General features: G+C 64.2%; 18 protein-coding genes. 3 read left to right on the top strand and 15 right to left on the bottom strand.

The features are described 5' to 3' along the window. The first annotated feature begins 26 nt into the window (after window positions 1-26). On the top strand, window positions 27-698 hold the full coding sequence (locus GJG85_RS08690) for an autoinducer binding domain-containing protein (protein WP_185641082.1): 672 nt from the start codon (window positions 27-29) through the stop codon (window positions 696-698). Here GJG85_RS08690 and GJG85_RS08695 read toward each other — a convergent pair. The 6 genes from GJG85_RS08695 to GJG85_RS08720 are packed head-to-tail and all read right to left on the bottom strand — an operon-like array spanning window position 621 to window position 6,047. Then, a complete protein-coding gene (locus tag GJG85_RS08695) occupies window positions 621-1,403 on the bottom strand; it encodes a glutamine amidotransferase (RefSeq protein ID WP_124640231.1) in 783 nt (260 codons plus the stop codon). The two genes, GJG85_RS08690 and GJG85_RS08695, sit on opposite strands and share 78 nt — an antisense overlap. 20 nt (window positions 1,404-1,423) lie before the next feature. After that, window positions 1,424-2,068: a glutathione S-transferase gene (locus GJG85_RS08700; RefSeq protein WP_050012677.1), complete on the bottom strand. Its 645-nt coding sequence runs from the start codon at window positions 2,066-2,068 to the stop codon at window positions 1,424-1,426. After that, entirely contained in the window at window positions 2,062-3,300 is a 1,239-nt protein-coding gene (metC, locus tag GJG85_RS08705; RefSeq protein ID WP_239468895.1) for a cystathionine beta-lyase, read from the bottom strand. Before metC ends, GJG85_RS08700 begins: the two co-directional genes overlap by 7 nt. Beyond that, window positions 3,291-3,944, bottom strand: coding sequence for a pyridoxal 5'-phosphate synthase (locus GJG85_RS08710; RefSeq protein ID WP_050012679.1), 654 nt, complete (start codon window positions 3,942-3,944; stop codon window positions 3,291-3,293). The genes metC and GJG85_RS08710 overlap by 10 nt, the downstream gene beginning before the upstream one ends. An 8-nt stretch (window positions 3,945-3,952) precedes the next feature. Next, window positions 3,953-4,855 (bottom strand): CoA ester lyase, encoded by a 903-nt coding sequence (locus tag GJG85_RS08715; protein WP_050012680.1) that lies wholly within the window; start codon window positions 4,853-4,855, stop codon window positions 3,953-3,955. Window positions 4,856-4,904: 49 nt separating this feature from the next. Further along, window positions 4,905-6,047 carry an acyl-CoA dehydrogenase family protein gene (locus GJG85_RS08720; protein WP_050012681.1) on the bottom strand — a complete coding sequence of 381 codons (1,143 nt, stop codon included), beginning with the start codon at window positions 6,045-6,047 and terminating at the stop codon, window positions 4,905-4,907. 114 nt (window positions 6,048-6,161) lie between these two features. Here GJG85_RS08720 and GJG85_RS08725 point away from each other — a divergent pair, with 114 nt between their 5' ends. Together GJG85_RS08725 and GJG85_RS08730 are read left to right on the top strand one after the other, a co-directional pair. Next, window positions 6,162-6,425 (top strand): hypothetical protein, encoded by a 264-nt coding sequence (locus GJG85_RS08725; RefSeq protein WP_124630372.1) that lies wholly within the window; start codon window positions 6,162-6,164, stop codon window positions 6,423-6,425. Window positions 6,426-6,478: 53 nt separating this feature from the next. Then, on the top strand, window positions 6,479-7,492 hold the full coding sequence (locus tag GJG85_RS08730) for a hypothetical protein (protein WP_089488454.1): 1,014 nt from the start codon (window positions 6,479-6,481) through the stop codon (window positions 7,490-7,492). Between the two features lie 34 nt (window positions 7,493-7,526). Here the strand turns inward: GJG85_RS08730 and GJG85_RS08735 are convergent, their stop codons facing one another. The 9 genes from GJG85_RS08735 to GJG85_RS08780 form a co-directional block, all read right to left on the bottom strand. Beyond that, a complete protein-coding gene (locus tag GJG85_RS08735; protein ID WP_060733857.1) occupies window positions 7,527-8,105 on the bottom strand; it encodes a YbhB/YbcL family Raf kinase inhibitor-like protein in 579 nt (192 codons plus the stop codon). 1,227 nt (window positions 8,106-9,332) lie between these two features. After that, on the bottom strand, window positions 9,333-10,178 hold the full coding sequence (locus GJG85_RS08745; protein WP_089491448.1) for a hypothetical protein: 846 nt from the start codon (window positions 10,176-10,178) through the stop codon (window positions 9,333-9,335). A 541-nt stretch (window positions 10,179-10,719) separates the two neighbouring features. Then, the gene (locus GJG85_RS08750; RefSeq protein ID WP_176015658.1) at window positions 10,720-12,057 is read right to left on the bottom strand and encodes a type II secretory pathway protein; all 1,338 of its coding nucleotides are present in this window, start codon (window positions 12,055-12,057) and stop codon (window positions 10,720-10,722) included. Further along, a complete protein-coding gene (locus tag GJG85_RS08755; protein WP_204383246.1) occupies window positions 12,054-12,962 on the bottom strand; it encodes a zonular occludens toxin domain-containing protein in 909 nt (302 codons plus the stop codon). Before GJG85_RS08755 ends, GJG85_RS08750 begins: the two co-directional genes overlap by 4 nt. Further along, window positions 12,959-13,237: a DUF2523 family protein gene (locus GJG85_RS08760; RefSeq protein WP_059608835.1), complete on the bottom strand. Its 279-nt coding sequence runs from the start codon at window positions 13,235-13,237 to the stop codon at window positions 12,959-12,961. The genes GJG85_RS08755 and GJG85_RS08760 overlap by 4 nt, the downstream gene beginning before the upstream one ends. After that, window positions 13,234-14,715: a virulence factor TspB C-terminal domain-related protein gene (locus tag GJG85_RS08765; protein ID WP_204383247.1), complete on the bottom strand. Its 1,482-nt coding sequence runs from the start codon at window positions 14,713-14,715 to the stop codon at window positions 13,234-13,236. The genes GJG85_RS08760 and GJG85_RS08765 overlap by 4 nt, the downstream gene beginning before the upstream one ends. A gap of 100 nt (window positions 14,716-14,815) precedes the next feature. Beyond that, window positions 14,816-15,154 carry a major capsid protein gene (locus GJG85_RS08770; RefSeq protein ID WP_176015655.1) on the bottom strand — a complete coding sequence of 113 codons (339 nt, stop codon included), beginning with the start codon at window positions 15,152-15,154 and terminating at the stop codon, window positions 14,816-14,818. A 129-nt stretch (window positions 15,155-15,283) separates the two neighbouring features. Next, window positions 15,284-15,532 carry a major capsid protein gene (locus tag GJG85_RS08775; protein ID WP_230955184.1) on the bottom strand — a complete coding sequence of 83 codons (249 nt, stop codon included), beginning with the start codon at window positions 15,530-15,532 and terminating at the stop codon, window positions 15,284-15,286. A 352-nt stretch (window positions 15,533-15,884) separates the two neighbouring features. Beyond that, window positions 15,885-16,199, bottom strand: a complete 315-nt coding sequence (locus tag GJG85_RS08780) for a cellulose synthase (RefSeq protein ID WP_089491450.1) — start codon at window positions 16,197-16,199, stop codon at window positions 15,885-15,887. Between the last annotated feature and the right edge of the window lie 189 nt (window positions 16,200-16,388).

The following is a 16,388-nucleotide window of genomic DNA, read 5'->3' on the forward strand; positions in this document are numbered from 1 at the left end:
GCGACACGGACGCGTCATGGCAGCGAATGACCGACGCGGCCGCCGGCATGGGGTTCGACAAGGTCGTGCTGATCGTGTTGCCGTTCGCCGGCGCGTCGTTCGATCTCGCGCGCAAGTGGAGCAGCGGCGTGCCGGGCTGGACGGCGCTGTACCGGCAGCGGCAGTTCGACCGCATCGACCCGATGCTGCAGCATTGCTTCCGTTCGGCGCTGCCGCTCGTCTGGGACGGCGCGCTGTTCGGGCTGCCCGAGCAACGGCCATGCTACGAAGCGGCGGCCGCGTACGGCATGCGCAGCGGCGTCGTGCTGCCCGTGCGCGGCCCGAAGGGGGAGGTCGGCATGCTGTCGTGCGCGAGCGCGGACGATCTCGCCGCCACGTGCGAGCGCTGCGACCGGCATCTGGCGGCGCTCACGCTGTTGCGCGACATCGCCTGCGAAGCGATCGCCGGCACACGCTGCCACGCACCGCCCGACAGCGTGCCGCGCCTCAGCCGGCGGGAGGTCGAGTGCCTGCGCTGGCATGCGGCCGGCAAGACCTCGTGGGAAATCGGCCACATCCTGAACGTGACCGAGTCGTGCATCAACTTCCACTTCATGAACATCCGCCGCAAGTTCAACGTGTCACGTCGGCACGAAGCCGTGCTGCGCGCGGTCGAGTGGGGGCTGATCAGCATCTCCGACGTGACGGTGCCGACCTGACGCCGGCGTCTCGTCGAGCCAGCGGTCGAGAAACGCGCTGAGCCACGCGGCCGTCGCGCGGTCGTGCCGGCAGCCTTCGCTGGCCTGCGTCGCCAGGTCCTGCGCGCCGGGCACCGTCAGCTTGTGCGCGGCCGCCGTGCTCCAGCGCCGCATCATCGAATAGCTCACTTCCGGATGGAACTGGACACCGTACGCGCGCGGCCCGTAACGGACGGCCTGGTTCTCGAAATGCTCGCCGGTCGCGAGGATCTCGAGCCCGGCCACGCGCTCGAAGCCTTCGCGATGCCACTGGTACACGTGCGACGGCCATGAACCGAGCCGACGGCCGGCCGGCGTCGCGGCGATCGGCCAGTAGCCGATTTCCGCGCGCCCGTCGCGATGCGTATTCACGCGCCCCCCCAGATGGCGAATCATCATCTGCGCGCCGAGGCAGACGCCGAGAAACGGCGCCGCCTCGCGCAGCGGCACACCGATCCAGTCGATCTCGTCGCGGATCCAGCGATCGCCGTCGTTGGCGCTCATCGGCCCGCCGAACACCACGGCGCCCGCATGGTCGGCGAGCGTCGCCGGCAACGGATCGCCGAGCGGCGGGCGGCGGATGTCGAGTGGATGGCCGCGGGCGGCGAGCAGCCGGCCGATCCGGCCGGGGCTCGACTGTTCGCGATGCAGCACGATCAGGATCGGACGAAGGGCTAAGTGCGTCATGTCGGGTGGTCGGTAGAAGGTCAGCCCGGCTGGCCGCGCAACGCGTCGAACGACACCATCACCTGTTCGCGATAGGCGGGCCGTCGGCACAGGCGGGCGTACCAGGCCTCGACGTGCGGCAACGGCGGCCGCTCGACGTCGAGCGAGAAATAGCGGAACAGCGTCGCACCGGCCGGAATGTCGGCCAGGCCCGGCGACGCGCCACCGAGAAACGGCTGGGTCGACAGCAGCCGGTCGAGCAGCCGGTAATGCGTCGCGCTGCGCGCGGCCTTGTCGAGCACGATCGCCTCGTCGCGCCGCTCCGGCGGCGTTCGCACGAGCGCCCAGAACAAGCCGGTCATCACGTCGGGCTCGAGCGCGGTCTGCGACCAGTCCATCCAGCGCTCCGCGCGCGAGCGGGCGAACGTGTCGCGGCACCAGAACGGATTGTTCGGCACGCGCGCGGCAAGATAGCGCAGGATCGTGTGCGACTCCCACACGACGTCGCCGTCCCAGTCGATCACCGGAATTCGGCAGGTCGGATTCAGCGCCGCGAACGCGGGCGTCTGCAGCGAGCCATGCTCGCCGCCGACCGCAATATGCCGGTACGGCAGGCCGAGCTCGCCGATGAGCCACAACACCTTCTGCACGTTGAACGACGTGCGGCGGCCCCAGACGGTCAGCATCGCGCGGCATCCTCGCAAGCGGCGATCGACGCGCATGCCGCATAGCGGTCGAGGCCCGCCGCAAGATCGGCGATCAGGTCGTCCGCATCCTCGAGCCCGATGTGCAGGCGCACGCCGCGGCTACCGGACGGCCAGCGCGCCGCGAGGCCGTGCGCGTCCAGCTCGAACGGCAGCGCGAGGCTCTCGTAGCCGCCCCACGAATAGCCGAGCCCGAACAGCGTCAGGTGATCGAGAAACGCGTCGATCGCATGCGCGGGCGCGGGCTGCAGCACGATCGAGAACAGCGCCGACGCGCCGCGGAAATCGCGGCGCCACAGCGCGTGGCCGTCGTCGCCCGGCAATGCCGGATACAGCACCCGCTGCACCTCGGGACGCCGCTCGAGCCAGCTCGCGACGGCGAGCGCGTTGCGCTGGTGCTGCCGCAGCCGCACGCCGAGCGTGCGCAATCCGCGCAGCGCGAGATAGACGTCGTCGGGGCCCGCGCACAGTCCGAGATCACCGTGCAGTTGCTTCAGCGCGGGCCACGCGCGCGCGTTGGCCGACACCGTGCCGAGCATCGCATCCGAGTGCCCGACCAGATACTTGGTGCCGGCCTGGATCGACACGTCGATCCCGAACGCATGCGGCTGAAAGAACAGCGGCGTGGCCCAGCTATTGTCCGCGATGACCTGCGCGCCGTGCGCGTGCGCGAGCCGCACGAGGGCAGGGATGTCGTGCATGTCGAACGTGTAGGAGCCGGGCACCTCGACGTACAGTGCGCGCGTGTTCGGACGAAACACGGCCGCGACGGGCGTGCTGCCGTCGTACCACGTCGTCTCGACGCCGAGCCGCGCCAGCACGCCTTCGCATGCGTGACGCACCGGGCCGTAGACCGATGCGGTCATCAGCAGATGGTCGCCGGGTGTCAGGCACGACAGCAGCGCGAGCGTGCACGCGGACAGGCCCGACGGGCACAGCACCGCGCCGGCGCCGCCTTCGAGGCTCGTCACCGCGCGCTCGAGCGCGTCCGTCGTCGGCGTGCCGCGACGGCCGTAGATATACGGCTGCGTGCGGTTCAGCAGATCCGACACCGTCGGGCTGAGCACGGTCGACGCATGGTAGACGGGCGGATTGACGAAGCCGTGCCATGCGGCGCTGTCGCGGCCGGCGTGCGCGAGCCGCGTGTCGTCGTGCAGGCGGTCATGCATGCCGTCGCGCGGCAGCGACGGCGGTTCGTCACGCTTCACGGCCATAGCGCGCACCGCTCCCAGCGCTCGCCGGCGCGGCGATACGCCTGCCGCGCGAAACGGCGCGAACTGTCGGCCCGCCAGAACTCGACGTCGTCCGGCGCCAGCGTATACAGGTGCCAGTCGTCCGACACGAGCGCCGGATCGGCGGCCAGCCGTTCGAGCTGCGCGTCGATCGCACGCGCCAGGTCGGCCGGATCGTCGAGCCGTTCGCTTTGCCGTCCGGCCAGGATGCTCGCGCGCGACCGCTCGGGGCGGCTCGCGAAATCGGCATGGCCTTCGGCGTCCGGCAAGCGCTCGACCGGGCCGCTCAGCCGGATCTGGCTCGCGATCGCGGGCCAGTAGAACGTCAGCGCCGCGAACGGCAGGTTCGCGAGCTGGCGCCCCTTCGGACTGCGTGCGTTCGCCGCGAAATGCCAGCCGCGCGCGTCGAGGTTCAGCAGCACGACGGAACGTGCATCGGGCCGTCCGTCCGGGCGGACCGTCGACAGCGTCGTCACCTGCGGTTCGAGCGCGCCCGCGGTCACGGCCTCGTCGAGCCAGCGTTCGAACTGCGCGTGCGGCGTATCGGCCCAGTGGTCGGCCGGCACGTGCGGCGCGGCATGCGCGAGGGTTTTCAGCGCCTTCAGGCGCGTGGCGATCGTATCCATGGCGACACTCATGCGATGCCGAATTGCGTCGCGCGGGCGATCAGCCGATGCGCGGCGAGATAGTCGGGGACTTCCGCGAGGAAGCCGTCGACGACGGCGGCGGCTACACGACGGCCGCCGGAGGTACGCCGCGCGTGATCGAACGCGTCGATCACGCGGCGGGCGAGAGCGACTTCATCGGCCGTCGGCGTCAGCACGCGATTGACGGCCGGCACGAACTGCGCGTTGACGATCGCTTTCGCCTGGTAGCCGAGGTCGCGCGACACGCGCATGTCGAGCTCCGCGCCTTCGTTGTCGGCATAGCTGTACGGGCAGTCGATCGCAGTCACGCCGACCGCCGCGCATTCGACGCGAAAACGCGAGCGCACGTAGTCGAGCTCGCGGCCCGCACGGGTGCGCTCGGCACCCATGTCGGCCACCATGTCCTCGGTCGCGACGAGCACGGCCGACACGCGCGGGCTCGAGCGTGCGATCGCCATCGTGTTCACGAGGCCGAGCGTCGTCTCGACGTTCGGCACCAGTTCGGTCGAGCCCGGCGCGATGTCGTATTCCCGCTCGAAACGCGTGACGGCTTCGTCGAGCGCGACGACCTGCTCGGGCGTCGCGACGTACGACATCATCACGATGTCCGGGCGGCCGCGCATCGCGGCGCGCAGGTCGTCGATGCCGCCCGCGTCGAGCGGATTCACGCGTACGGACGCCAGCACGCCGGCGTCGCGCCAGCCGGCGAGCACCCGCTCGCTCAGTTCGCGCGCGGCCGGGCGCCGGTCGGGAGGCGTAAAGGTTTCGAGTTCCTGGATCAGCACATCCGCGCCGCTCGCGGTGCCGTCAACGAGCGCATCGTGATCGGCGCCGGCGAGAAACAGCCAGGAGCGGCGCAGGCGGGAAGGGCGTCGGTTCGTCGGTGTCATGCGTGGTTTCCTGTAGGGCGCGGGGTGCGCGTGGCGATGGCGCGGGCACTCAGCCGGCGCGCATCATCTGGTTGAAGATGTTCTTGCGATGCATTTCCTCGGTGCCGCCGACGCTCATGAAGCCCAGCGCGTCCGCCGCGAACGCGGCCACGGGCCCGGCCTGATAGCCGAGGCTGCCGTACAGCCGCACGAGACCGATCGCGCCGTCGACGAGATCCTGTGCGCCGACCAGCTTCGCGATCGAGCACGTCATCAACGCCTGCGGGTGATCCGTCAGCAACTGCGCGAGCGCGCCACGCGCGAGCCACGTGCCGCGCTCGATGCCGATCTGCAGGTCGACGAGGCGGCGCTGCACGTACTGGTGGGCATCGATCGTGCTGTCGAAGCTGCGTCGCTCGCGGCAATAGCCGATCGCATCGCGCAGATAGGGCGTCGTCACCTGCGCCGCGACGAGGCCGTAATAGAGACGGCCGAGCGAGATGATGTCGATCAGGTTGCCGAGCCCGGCACCCGGTTCGCCGAGCAACTGGCCGCGCGTGATCGGACAGTCGTCGAAATGCAGCGCGCCGGTGGGCAGGTCTTCGAGGCCGAGCTTGCGGTCGGGCGGGGACACCGTCATGCCCGGCTGATCGCGATCGACGATGACGAGCGCGGTGTTGCGCCGGCCCGGCGTTTCGATGCGCGTGACGACGAGAATGAAGCGCGCGAGCGGCGCATGCGCGATATTGAATTTGCTGCCGGTCAGCCGGTAGCCGTCGCCGTGCTCGGCGAGCGTCGTCGCGATGCTGCGCACGTCGGTGCCGGTGCCCGGCTCGGCAATCGCGGTCGCGCTCAGTTCGCCACGCAGGATCGCGCCGAAATAGCGGTCCTGCTGCGCCGCCGTGCCGTGGCGCTCGAGTGCGCGCACCATGCCGGCCTGCGCGATCACCGACAGCAGCAGCGCAGGGCGGCGGATCGACGACGCAAGCCCTTCGAGCGCCGCGGAAAAATGCCACCAGCCGTGACCGTCGCCGCCATACGTGTCGGGCACGATCATGTCCCACAGTCCTTCGTGCCCAAGCCGCGTCCAGCCGGCCTCGTCGAATTCGGCCGGCGTGCGGCCGTCCTGCTCCACGGCCGCGGCGATCTCCGCGCCGATATCGCGAAAGCGCGCACGTGTCGCGTACTGTTCCTGTGTCCAGTCGAATGGCATCTGTCGTGTCTCCGGTCGAAGCGGCGCGGCCGTCGACGGCGCGCCAGCGATGACGACAAGGTTAAGGGGGCAGGGACAGCGCAGGTACTGGCAGTAGTGGTAGTTGCAGGGTGAATGAGCGGTTTGGCGGGATCGGGAGAGGGCGACACGAGCCTGATCTATGTAGACAAAAACGGGGCGTCGCGTTGCGGCGGGGATCAACGACATGTCGCATTTCAGCCGCACGTTCTGCGAACGGTTTGCGACATCGTCGCGCGGCTCGCGGGAACGACGGGCGAGCAGGCGAGCGGTTGCATCGTCGATGGCTTCGTCGTCGATGCGCCTGCCCGATGTCGGCATGCGATGCACGTCAGCCGTCTGACCGGACGCCGCCTATAATCGCTATCAACTTCTCCACGAAATCGCGGTGACCAAGGTGAGGGGGTGTCCAAATGGGACCGTGCCGTCGCATCCGTTCGCGCTTCGTCCTCGCAAGCTCGATCGCTGGTCTGACAATACTGGCGTGCCCGGTACACGCGCACGCCGAGGACGGTCCTTCGAGCTCGCCGAGCGGGCCCAAATCATCGGAGAGAACGCTCAACGCCTATGCGGTGTATGGCGACGGACGCGCGACCGAAGGCGGCGACATGCATTGGCGTGCGTACGAAGTCGGCTTCGGCGACGTCTTGAATGACTACCTCTCCGTCTATCTTGCCTATTTGAACGAGGGGCATCCGCTGGATCACCACCGTGACGGTTTCGCCGCGTTGGGTTCGTTTCGTTGGCCGCTCGGCAGTCGTATGGCACTCGAATTTTCGGCGGGCCCGTATTTCAGCATGGACACGACACATGTCGACGACCAGCCACGCAATGAAAAGCGCTGGGGCGTGCGTGCGTCGGCAGCGGTGCGGTATTACGTCGTTCCCAACCGCTTCTTCCTCAAGCTGCAGTACAACCACGTCCAGATGATTGGCGGATTCAATTCCGACGCGGTGCTCTTCGGTATCGGCTCGGATTTCGGCGGCGCTCCTGGCCCGGTGTTTTCGGACGGCAAGACGCAGGTCGGCGTTTGGGCCGGGACGTCGCAGACGAACCGCCCTCGAGTGCCGATCGAAAAAGGATACATGGTCGAAGTCAAGCGGCCGCTCGGCAATGCGTGGGCCTATTCGGCGAGCTTCATCTATGAAGGCAACAATGGCGTGGCCGGCCGACGAGGCGTGGCCGCGCAATTCTGGTACGTCGCGCCGGTCACGAGCAAATGGACGCTTTCGGCCGGCGTCGGTCCGTATCTCTCGCGGGATCGGAACGACGTTTCCGGCACGACACGACTCAATGCGTTGCTCAGCGCGCAAGTGGCCTATCGGATCACGAACGAGTGGGCGGCGAGCTTGCGCTTCAATCGTGTCGCAACCGGCAACGACAAGGACCAGGACATGTTCATGGTCGGCGTGGCGCGCAATTTCTAGTGATGGTGGAATGTCATTGGCGTAATGACAACCATCAATCGTGAGTCAATGCGCGACGATATCGGGCGACGTATTTCGCCTGAGCGATGACTTTCCCGTGCATCTGATAGGCGACGAGTGCAGGACTCGCCGCCGGCGCCACGTCAATTTTTTCCACGTCCAAGGCCGACGCCGTCACGACATATCGATGCGACGCCCCCGGAGGCGGGCAGGGCCCACCGTATCCGGATTCGCCAAAGTCCGTCAACGTCTCGACAGCGCCCGCCGGCAGGAATTTCGGATTGCCGGAAGCGCCTTTTTCGATCGACGACTCCGAAGGTGGAATATTGACGATCTCCCAGTGGGTCCAGCCGAGCCCGCCGGTCGGCGCATCGGGGTCGAAAATTGTGACGACGATGCTCTTCGTGCCGCGCGGAACGTGAGTCCACGAAATTCGCGGCGAAACGTTCTGACCGCGACAGCCAAAGCCTCCGTACACGTGTTCGTTCGTAAAATGCCCGTGACTGAGGTCATCGACCATGATGGTGAACGGCGCCGCGCTGGCGATCGCCGGGATGACCGCTAGTGCCGCTGAAGTGCATAGAATCGCGGAAAATAAAATCCTCGATCGCATGATGTGCTCCGTTGAAGGGTAAGCGTTCAGTACAACGGTAACAACGGTATCGTGTAGCGATTCGTCCCGGAAGCCAGATTCGCGAACCACGGTGTTGCCTTCGCTGCAACGTCGTTGGCAGGACGTTCAGTCGATTCGATCGTCGCTCGTGCCGGCGAGGTCGAATCCGGCTGGCTGCATGGTCGGCTCCCGGGCTTACTCAACGAGCCGTCCAGCATGCCAGCAGTCAAAAACACGACATCTGTAAATAGCCAGAACACGACATTAGGATATGGCCGCTACAACAAAAAATGTTGATAATGTTGATTATGTCAAATTGGATGAAAAGGCTACGCCGTTGGCTGAACGCAGCCTATGCAACATGTATCCCGACACTGCCTCGCCCGGCAACACGCTAGAAAATCCAAAACTTCACGCTTCGAGACGCCTGCCACGAGCAGGCGTTTTTTTTGAACCGCGATTTGACGATACACGCGCCGACGACGTGCGTCATGCAGCCCTCGACGCGTGTTGCGAATATGCCAGTACAAATTCCGTATCTCGCCGACCACCACCGCCAACTGAGCCCCAGACAACGGCTCACGTTCCCACAATTCCAATTGAACCATAGCTAGGCGACACGCCTCGCGCTACCCGTCGCCAACGCCACCAGCGACTCGAAATCGCGTCGCAAAACGGCCGCGTCCGTACCAACACTCCGATATCGCACCACACGCAAACCAGCAGCAGCCGCAATATCGTCCTTAACCGAGTCACGACGACGTGCGCTCCCCGACGCATGCGACTTGTCATCCAACTCGATTACGTACAGTACGTCCCCGTCCGCGCGACATACCACGAAATCGAAAATCTTTCGGTCGAACGAATTCCGCGCCGAGCGGTTCGCCCCCTCAACATCAATAAGCGCAGCCATAGCCACCTGCGAATGAATCACCGCATCAGGAAGCGCCGCCCGTAACGCGCCAAAAAACTGAAATTCCCGAGCCGTCATGAGCCGACGGCGAACGTAACGCACAGAACCGCCGCGTCTAGGGGCGCTGGCACCTTTCTTAGCGCCACCAGTCATTAGAAGAATCGCAACCAGACCGACAGCTAAAATCGGAAGCAATCCGTGCATACCCACCCCGACAAAAAACACGAATGTCCGCTATTTAAGCAAACACTGACTACAATCTGTTGCAATCTGTTACGTTGGCTTCGAATACATTACCGACGCATTCAAAATCATTACGTCCCGTTGCCCGTCGCCATCCAGAAAACACCTATTCCCTGATTCCAGTAAAACTGCGCCCCGTCGCACGAGGAGCCGGCCGACAGCACCGCGCGATGCGCCTCGACAATGGCATCCTTCGCGCCAAACTCCGGTCCCAGATGCGCGTACGGCTCGACCTCGGGCACCACAATGCCCCGGCTCGTCCAATACCGTTTCTTGTTGAACGTCGATGCGTCGGCATCCTTGCCGATGTATTTCGCGATATACGTCGCGATCCGATGGCGCATCGCACGCCCCTTGCCGCCCATCCGGCGCACCAGCGCACGCCATTTCTTGTTGCCGGTGCTGTCATTGACCGCACCATCGGTGCCCGCCTTGCTGACGACCGACAGCCAGATCGAACGCAGCAGTTTCCAGTTTTGCCGGCCGCTCACCGCCACATGGATATGCCACGCACCGCGCTGCTGTCGCTCGAGCACCGCCACGTAGTGGAAATCATGGATACGATTCAGCCGGCGCCGAAACTCGTCCCACCACTTTGCCCACACCTCGACTCGAGTCTCGTTCTCACGCGTTGAGAGCGTCAGCATGCGGTCGGCGCCGATCGCCTTGCACCTCAACCGCACCATGCGCTTTGATCGCTCGATAGACGTTTGCAACGACTTCGACGCCCTCGCCGTAACCTGCTCATCAGTCTCACCGTCAGCTTTTTCGCGCTCGCCCCTTGCTGCCCTGGGACGTAACCTGATCTCTTGAAAGTGTCGCCGGATGCGCGCAGCAAAAGACACGACCTCTTGCTGGCCATCGGCAAAGCGCCGCGTGCGGACGATGTACTCGTCACTGAACGGCGAAAACTGCATCAAGCCATCGCCGTACTCGCGCCCACCATCGACTACAATATCGTTGCTCACGTTGGATAGCCCTTTATCCGATGTTTGCCACCGCCCGGGATCGTTGCCGCGATCGCCGGGTTTTTCTTTTACTGCCGCCTGTCTCCGCCTTGCTGCCAGCGCCCTGCTGTAGGCCGTTTCCGTTAAGTGTTAGAGGTACAAGTTTAGGCGCGCTGCGCGCGCCGGCCTTCGCGGCCTGCGGCTCGCGGGAGGCCCGCGCGCGCCCCGCCAGCATGTTCCCCTACACAACCATCGGCCGGCTCGCGAGAGCGCCCTACGCCGGCCCCTATAGCGCGGTAGACGCCCCGGAAAATCGGCTTAGCAATGAGGGGTGCCCCGGCATTGACGCACCGCCTACGTTCACGGCCTGCGCCGATACCCGCTACTCGGTCCCGCGAGGGGCCTTGAGAGGCCGCAGCCGCCCCGACTTCGCACAACCGCCGAGGCGGTACGTCGCTTCGAACACGGCGGGACACTCCTAACGCTAGACGCCCCGCCCGCACGCCGGCACTTACACCTTTTGCACTTGCAGCACGAGCACAACTTCGGTTCGTCCCTTCGAACGCGTATGCCCGTGCAGGAACGACGGCAACCAACGCTGACCGCTATGCGTCTCGCTGTCTTGATCCTGAATCAGCCCGCCGAGAACGATCACCTCGCCATCCTTGAGCGCCGCGACGGTTTGCAGTGACCTAGTGCTTTTCGTCGGCGAGCCGTTCACGCCCGTCGTCGTCGCCGCAAAGCTGGAAATTTCTTCATCGATGCTCAACTGGATCGTGTCTTGAAGCACGGTCGGCGTCACGTTGAAGATAACGCCGGCATCCTGGTATTCGATGGACTGCACAGGCGTGCCGCTCGTCCCTTGGTAACTGATGCTCGACACCGTCGGCACCCGTTGTCCGACATTGAGCTTGACCTGCTGCCCCGACACGCACCGCACGTTCGGCGACGACACCTCATGAAAGCGGGAATCGGTACTGAGTGCGGATATCGCGAAACCCAGCCGGCCGGCGCCAAATTGCAGGGCCGTTGTGTCGATGGCCGTCGAGCCACCACCGACTTGCACCCCCACGCCGAGCAGCCGGGAGACGATGCTAAAACCCGTATTCCCCCCGTCCGTATCGTCAACCTCATACGCCCATCCCCGTACGACGACCTCGCCCACCACCGTATCCAGTTCGGGCAACAGCGCCTTGACTTGCTTCACGTCGCTTGGCGCACCGACGAAAACGAGCTGATCACCGGCCGCTGCCATCGGCCCGTCATTACTCGGCATGGCCGCGCTCGGCACAGCCGCGGGAACGCCGGACGCCGAAGCGGGTACAGCCGCGGCGACCGACTGCACCGGCGGTACTTGCGCGACACTCGCAAGCCGACTCCCGAAAAGCGGCTGCACGAGTTTCAGCAGGTAGCCCGCGCTGCGATGGCGCGGCGTATAGACGAAGGTCTCGCGTTGAGCCGGACTCGCGTCACGCTTCTTCCCGACGAAATCCACGCCGTTACGCGTCACCACTTCGAAGCCTTGCGAATCGAGGAACGCCTTGAAGAAATCGTGCAAATCGCCCTTGCTGCTATCGAACTGAAACGACACGAGCCGGGTATCTTCGAGCACGTCCGACGAAATCACGTGCGGCACCTTGAGCGCGTCGCCATATACGAGATCGACCACTTGACCGACGTTCACGAATCGCAGGTCGAACGCTCCATTGCGAACCGGCGGCAGCGGCTTCAACGCGACCGCAGACATAGGCGCAGACGCGAGCGACGGCGGCAACGGAGGCAAACCCGGCACGTCCGCCCAAACCGCACCGCAAACCATCAACAGCGCAACACCTAACGCACGCATCATTTCTCTGCTCCCCGTAGCTTGCCCGACCACATCCCGACGCGTTGCCCGTCAACGGTCCCGACCGTCGCCAACCCTTCGCCCACGAAACGCGCGGAATCCTCGACCCGCAGCGCACCGCGTTCATTCGCGAGGACTACGAACGCGCGGCTACCCAACGCATAGCGGCCGACGACTCGCCAACTTTCCGAGGAACTATCCGATGCTGACGAAACGCTCGGTATCCCTGCGGCGGCCAAAGGTGCCGGGGCGGTGGCCGATGCTTGACCGCCCGATTTATTCGTCGCACCGAAGCCGCTATGAATCGACTTCAAACCGGCGTATGCCGCGACGACCGCGACGACAGCAGCAATCGGAATCAGAAACAGCGACTTTGGAATGACCGCCTTTGGTTTGGTATGGACCTCGGCGCTTGTGTATAGCCTGAACACCTCGCGCGGATATGCCCACACCGTCTTTACCGCGTCCTTAAGGCTCGCGACGTTATGGCAATGGTCCCACTCGTAGAGCATCGCCCGATTGAGCCCGAACAGCTTGCGCACGTGCACATGCCGGCCGACCAGATCGCGCACGGTCTTATTGATTCGCTGTGGGTGTTGCGTGATCAGGATGAAATCGACGCCCATATGGCGATGCACATGCAGCTTTTCGATATCCTCGCCCGGCTTCACGCTCACGGACGTAGGCGGCCAAATCCGCTGAGCCTCATCGACGACGATCAGGTCCTGCGCCTGCGCGTGCTCGAACCACTTGCGCAACCACGGCTCATCGACCATGACATGATCGAGCGCCAAGTCTTTGATGCCATCGACCATGAGCCGCCGACCGGCCTTAACCTCGCGCGACATTTCGAACACGGCCCGCAACGACTTGCCGCTACCGGGCACCCCCGTTATGAGCGTAATCATTTCAGGAAGAACCGTTTAGCAGCCGACAGGCCGAACATCGTCACGCGCGCAGTAAAGGCCCCGACGATGTACGAGACGCCTTGAAAAACGCCGCCGAGCGCCAGCACATTCGCCATGTCGCTCGGCAGCCCACCGACGCCGCTCGTAATCCATCCGATGGCCTGATTCAACGCCACATCGGTTCCAGCGACGGTCAAGACGCCGACGCCGAGCGCAATCAGCGCCTGAATCAGCATCGGCCCGACCAAAGACATTAACCACGCGGCAATCGTCATGATCGAAGCCCCGCAACAAAAATCCCCGCCGCGACGATCCCGCACATCGCCACGATAAATGGCCTAACGCGGACCATGAAATCGCACTCGGGTTGATACTGGATCACCAGTTGGCTACCGAATACATCAACGCTGACAGGTGCGGGGCAGACCGGATTCGACGGGCCACCCACCGAGACCGGCGACAATGAAACGGATGCGCTGCTCGACGGCAACGTCGGCGCCGACGCAGAGCCCAACTGCTGACACGCAACAATTGATGGGTTCAATCGGCAAAGGTCCGACGTGTCGGACGATCCGCCGGACGTACCACCACCTGTGCCCGTTCCCGTTCCTGTTCCCGGATCCGTTCCGCTACCGGTACCTGTTCCCGTGCCGGTACCGGTACCCGTTCCAGTGCCCGTACCTGTTCCCGTGCCCGTACCTGTCCCGGTGCCGGTACCCGTCGACGGACTCGGAATCACGTACGGATTACCACCGCCCGAAGGTGCCGCAACCGGTGCAGCCGCACCGCCCACTGTCGGCCATGCCGAAGGATTCGACTGCTGAACCGCGCCCGCATCCGATGACGTAACCGGGTTATCAACCGGATACGGAATGCCCTGATAGCCAGACTGTTGCGACGCATCCTGCCAAAGCGCATCAACAACGTCCGCGAGAACCTCGGGGTTCAGCGGTTGACTTAATTCGTCGCTCGATAAACCGCTAATAGCCTGAGGCAAGGACTCCGTCACCGGGGCCGGCGTCGTTGGCTTCGCCGGCACGTAAGCCGTACAAGTGCCGGTCTTATCGAGCATCCCGCTCGCACATGCCCCGCCGCCATACGTGCCATTTCTGTTTGCGATAAAGCCATCCTGCGTATAGTGGGAACCATCGCGCACTTCATCGATTTCGACAGTGCACGTTACTGACGTACTGCTCGTACCGGAACAACTCACCACGTGCTCAGACTTCCCATCTGAAGCGATGATCCCGCTGTTGTACTGCGAAAAAGACTGTACAGCGGCCTCGCCAGACGAACCGCACCACGAGTAATAGCACCACACGGCAACGCCCGGATTCAACGGCGGATAAGGACTTGAAACCGTTGCCCCCGATCCGTGCGCAAGCGTTACCGTCCCGTCCTTATTGAATTGCCACGTCGTCAACGTATCGTTACCCAACGATGTAGGGGTCGCCATTAGTCCCGCCCCTACAACCGCCTGTAACCCTACCAACAGCCAGGACGCCCCCGCCGCTGCGGCCGCCTCAGCTTGCGCGGCAGCCGACATTGCCTTTTCCGTCGCCACAACGATCTCATCCAACGCCGTGCCGGTGTAGCCGAGTTGCCCCGCCTTGTTCGCAATCAACTGCGCAATCGCACGCGGCACCGACGTTGAATCCGGCGACACCTGCGCATAAGCCACGTCGTGCGGCATCGTCACAAAGATGCCGTACAGCAGAACAGCACACGACGCAACGAAGTGAGAAAACCGCATAACGCCCCCGCGTATCGCTTCAGAGAAAGAGAATCAAGCCGACCGACCAGCACGTCCCCACGATGAGCGCCACTTCGAACCAGAAGCCGATATGCATCGCTTACCCCTCGGACGATGAATTGATCCAATTACGCACCACGCGAAACCCGTACGCCACCGCCAGCACGCCAAGGACCGCAGCGCCAATCGCCGAGCCGACCGCAACGCCGCCGTCATCGGTCGTATCGTTCGCGTTCAAGGCGACCAATTGCGTACTCATCTGCAGAACCAGTGCATTGCCGTTCGCGTCGGTGCCGCACGATACCGACTGACCCGCAGCACTCACATACGTGACACCCGCCAAGCCTTGCGGGCCGCAGACAACAATGTTTGCCGCCAACGCCGAGGACTGAGCACGCGCGCCGGTAGCGGCGAGCGCAACGACGAGCACGGCCAGCACGCGCCACGCACCGCACCACCGCCGCACACCGAAACCCGCCCTCATCGATCCGCCCATGCTCACGCCCTCGCCAACAAAAAGGGCGACGCCCTGGACACCAGAACGCCGCCCCAACACCACCGCTCCCGATCAGCGACCCACGAACGAGCGCACCATCTTGATACCCCATGCCACCGCGACGACACCCAACACCGCGCCACCAACGGAAACCACAGCGGGCACGACCGAGTTGATCGAGTTGACGATCGGCGTAACGTCGAACGACGAACCCGTCGTGCCGCCGCTCGACTGCGCAAACGCGCCCACCGAAGCGACCGCAGCCACCACGCCGACAGCCGCACGCTTCGAACCAGCCATCACTTTCTTGATTTGAAACATTGCTTTCTCCCTGATTCAGCCCACCGATTAGGAACCGTCCGATTGGGCCAGCTTCGAACGATTCAACTTCTTCGGCGGATCGCGCCGACCGATGACGGCCGACGCGTACCCGACACCCTTGCAGACGAGATACACACACAGAAGCACGTTCAACAACGCCAACTGCAATGCGATCCGATCCAACGCATCTATCGGAAGACTCTCCATTCACCACACTCCACACAGCCCGCCGAGCATCGCAAGGCTCGACGCCGCCAACCCGTGATCGCCTGCCGACAGCGCGTCAAGCAACCGAGCGCGCCATAGGTGTACCCACGTGCACGCCGAGCAGCCGCATCGAGCCACCACGGCCTTACGCCGTCGCTCCCACGCCCGCGCCCGGCTTAGGCTTTGCAACAGGCATGCCGAACGGCACCAGCGACGTGATACGCGGTTCGAGCCGGCCCTCCATCGACTGGAAGAACCCAAAGTCAGCCAAGTACTCACCCGGCTCCACGGCCTTGAGGTGGTCCGGCAAGTTGATCGTGCCAACGAGCAGTTGCTTTTGACCATCGACGTCCTGCTCCAAGACGCATTGCGCCGAATGAATCGCCCACGGCCGGCCCGTTTTTTGGGACACGCCGTCGCGCTTGATGACTTGAAGAATGGACAACTTTTGCTTGTTCATATCTATCTCCATTAGGACTACCAATCAGACGAAATAAGCCCATGTCGGGCGACAAAATGCGCTCTCAGCGCTCAACGACTCTCAGATCACTACAGGCACCACAACCACCAACACGGTCAACGCCGCACCAGCCGCAAATCTCATCCGCGACCTCGACCGGAACCGTCCGCACATCGCGACGCCGTACGT

The sequence above is a fragment of the Burkholderia sp. MS389 genome (assembly GCF_016899425.1).
Classification (GTDB): Bacteria; Pseudomonadota; Gammaproteobacteria; order Burkholderiales; family Burkholderiaceae; genus Burkholderia; species Burkholderia sola.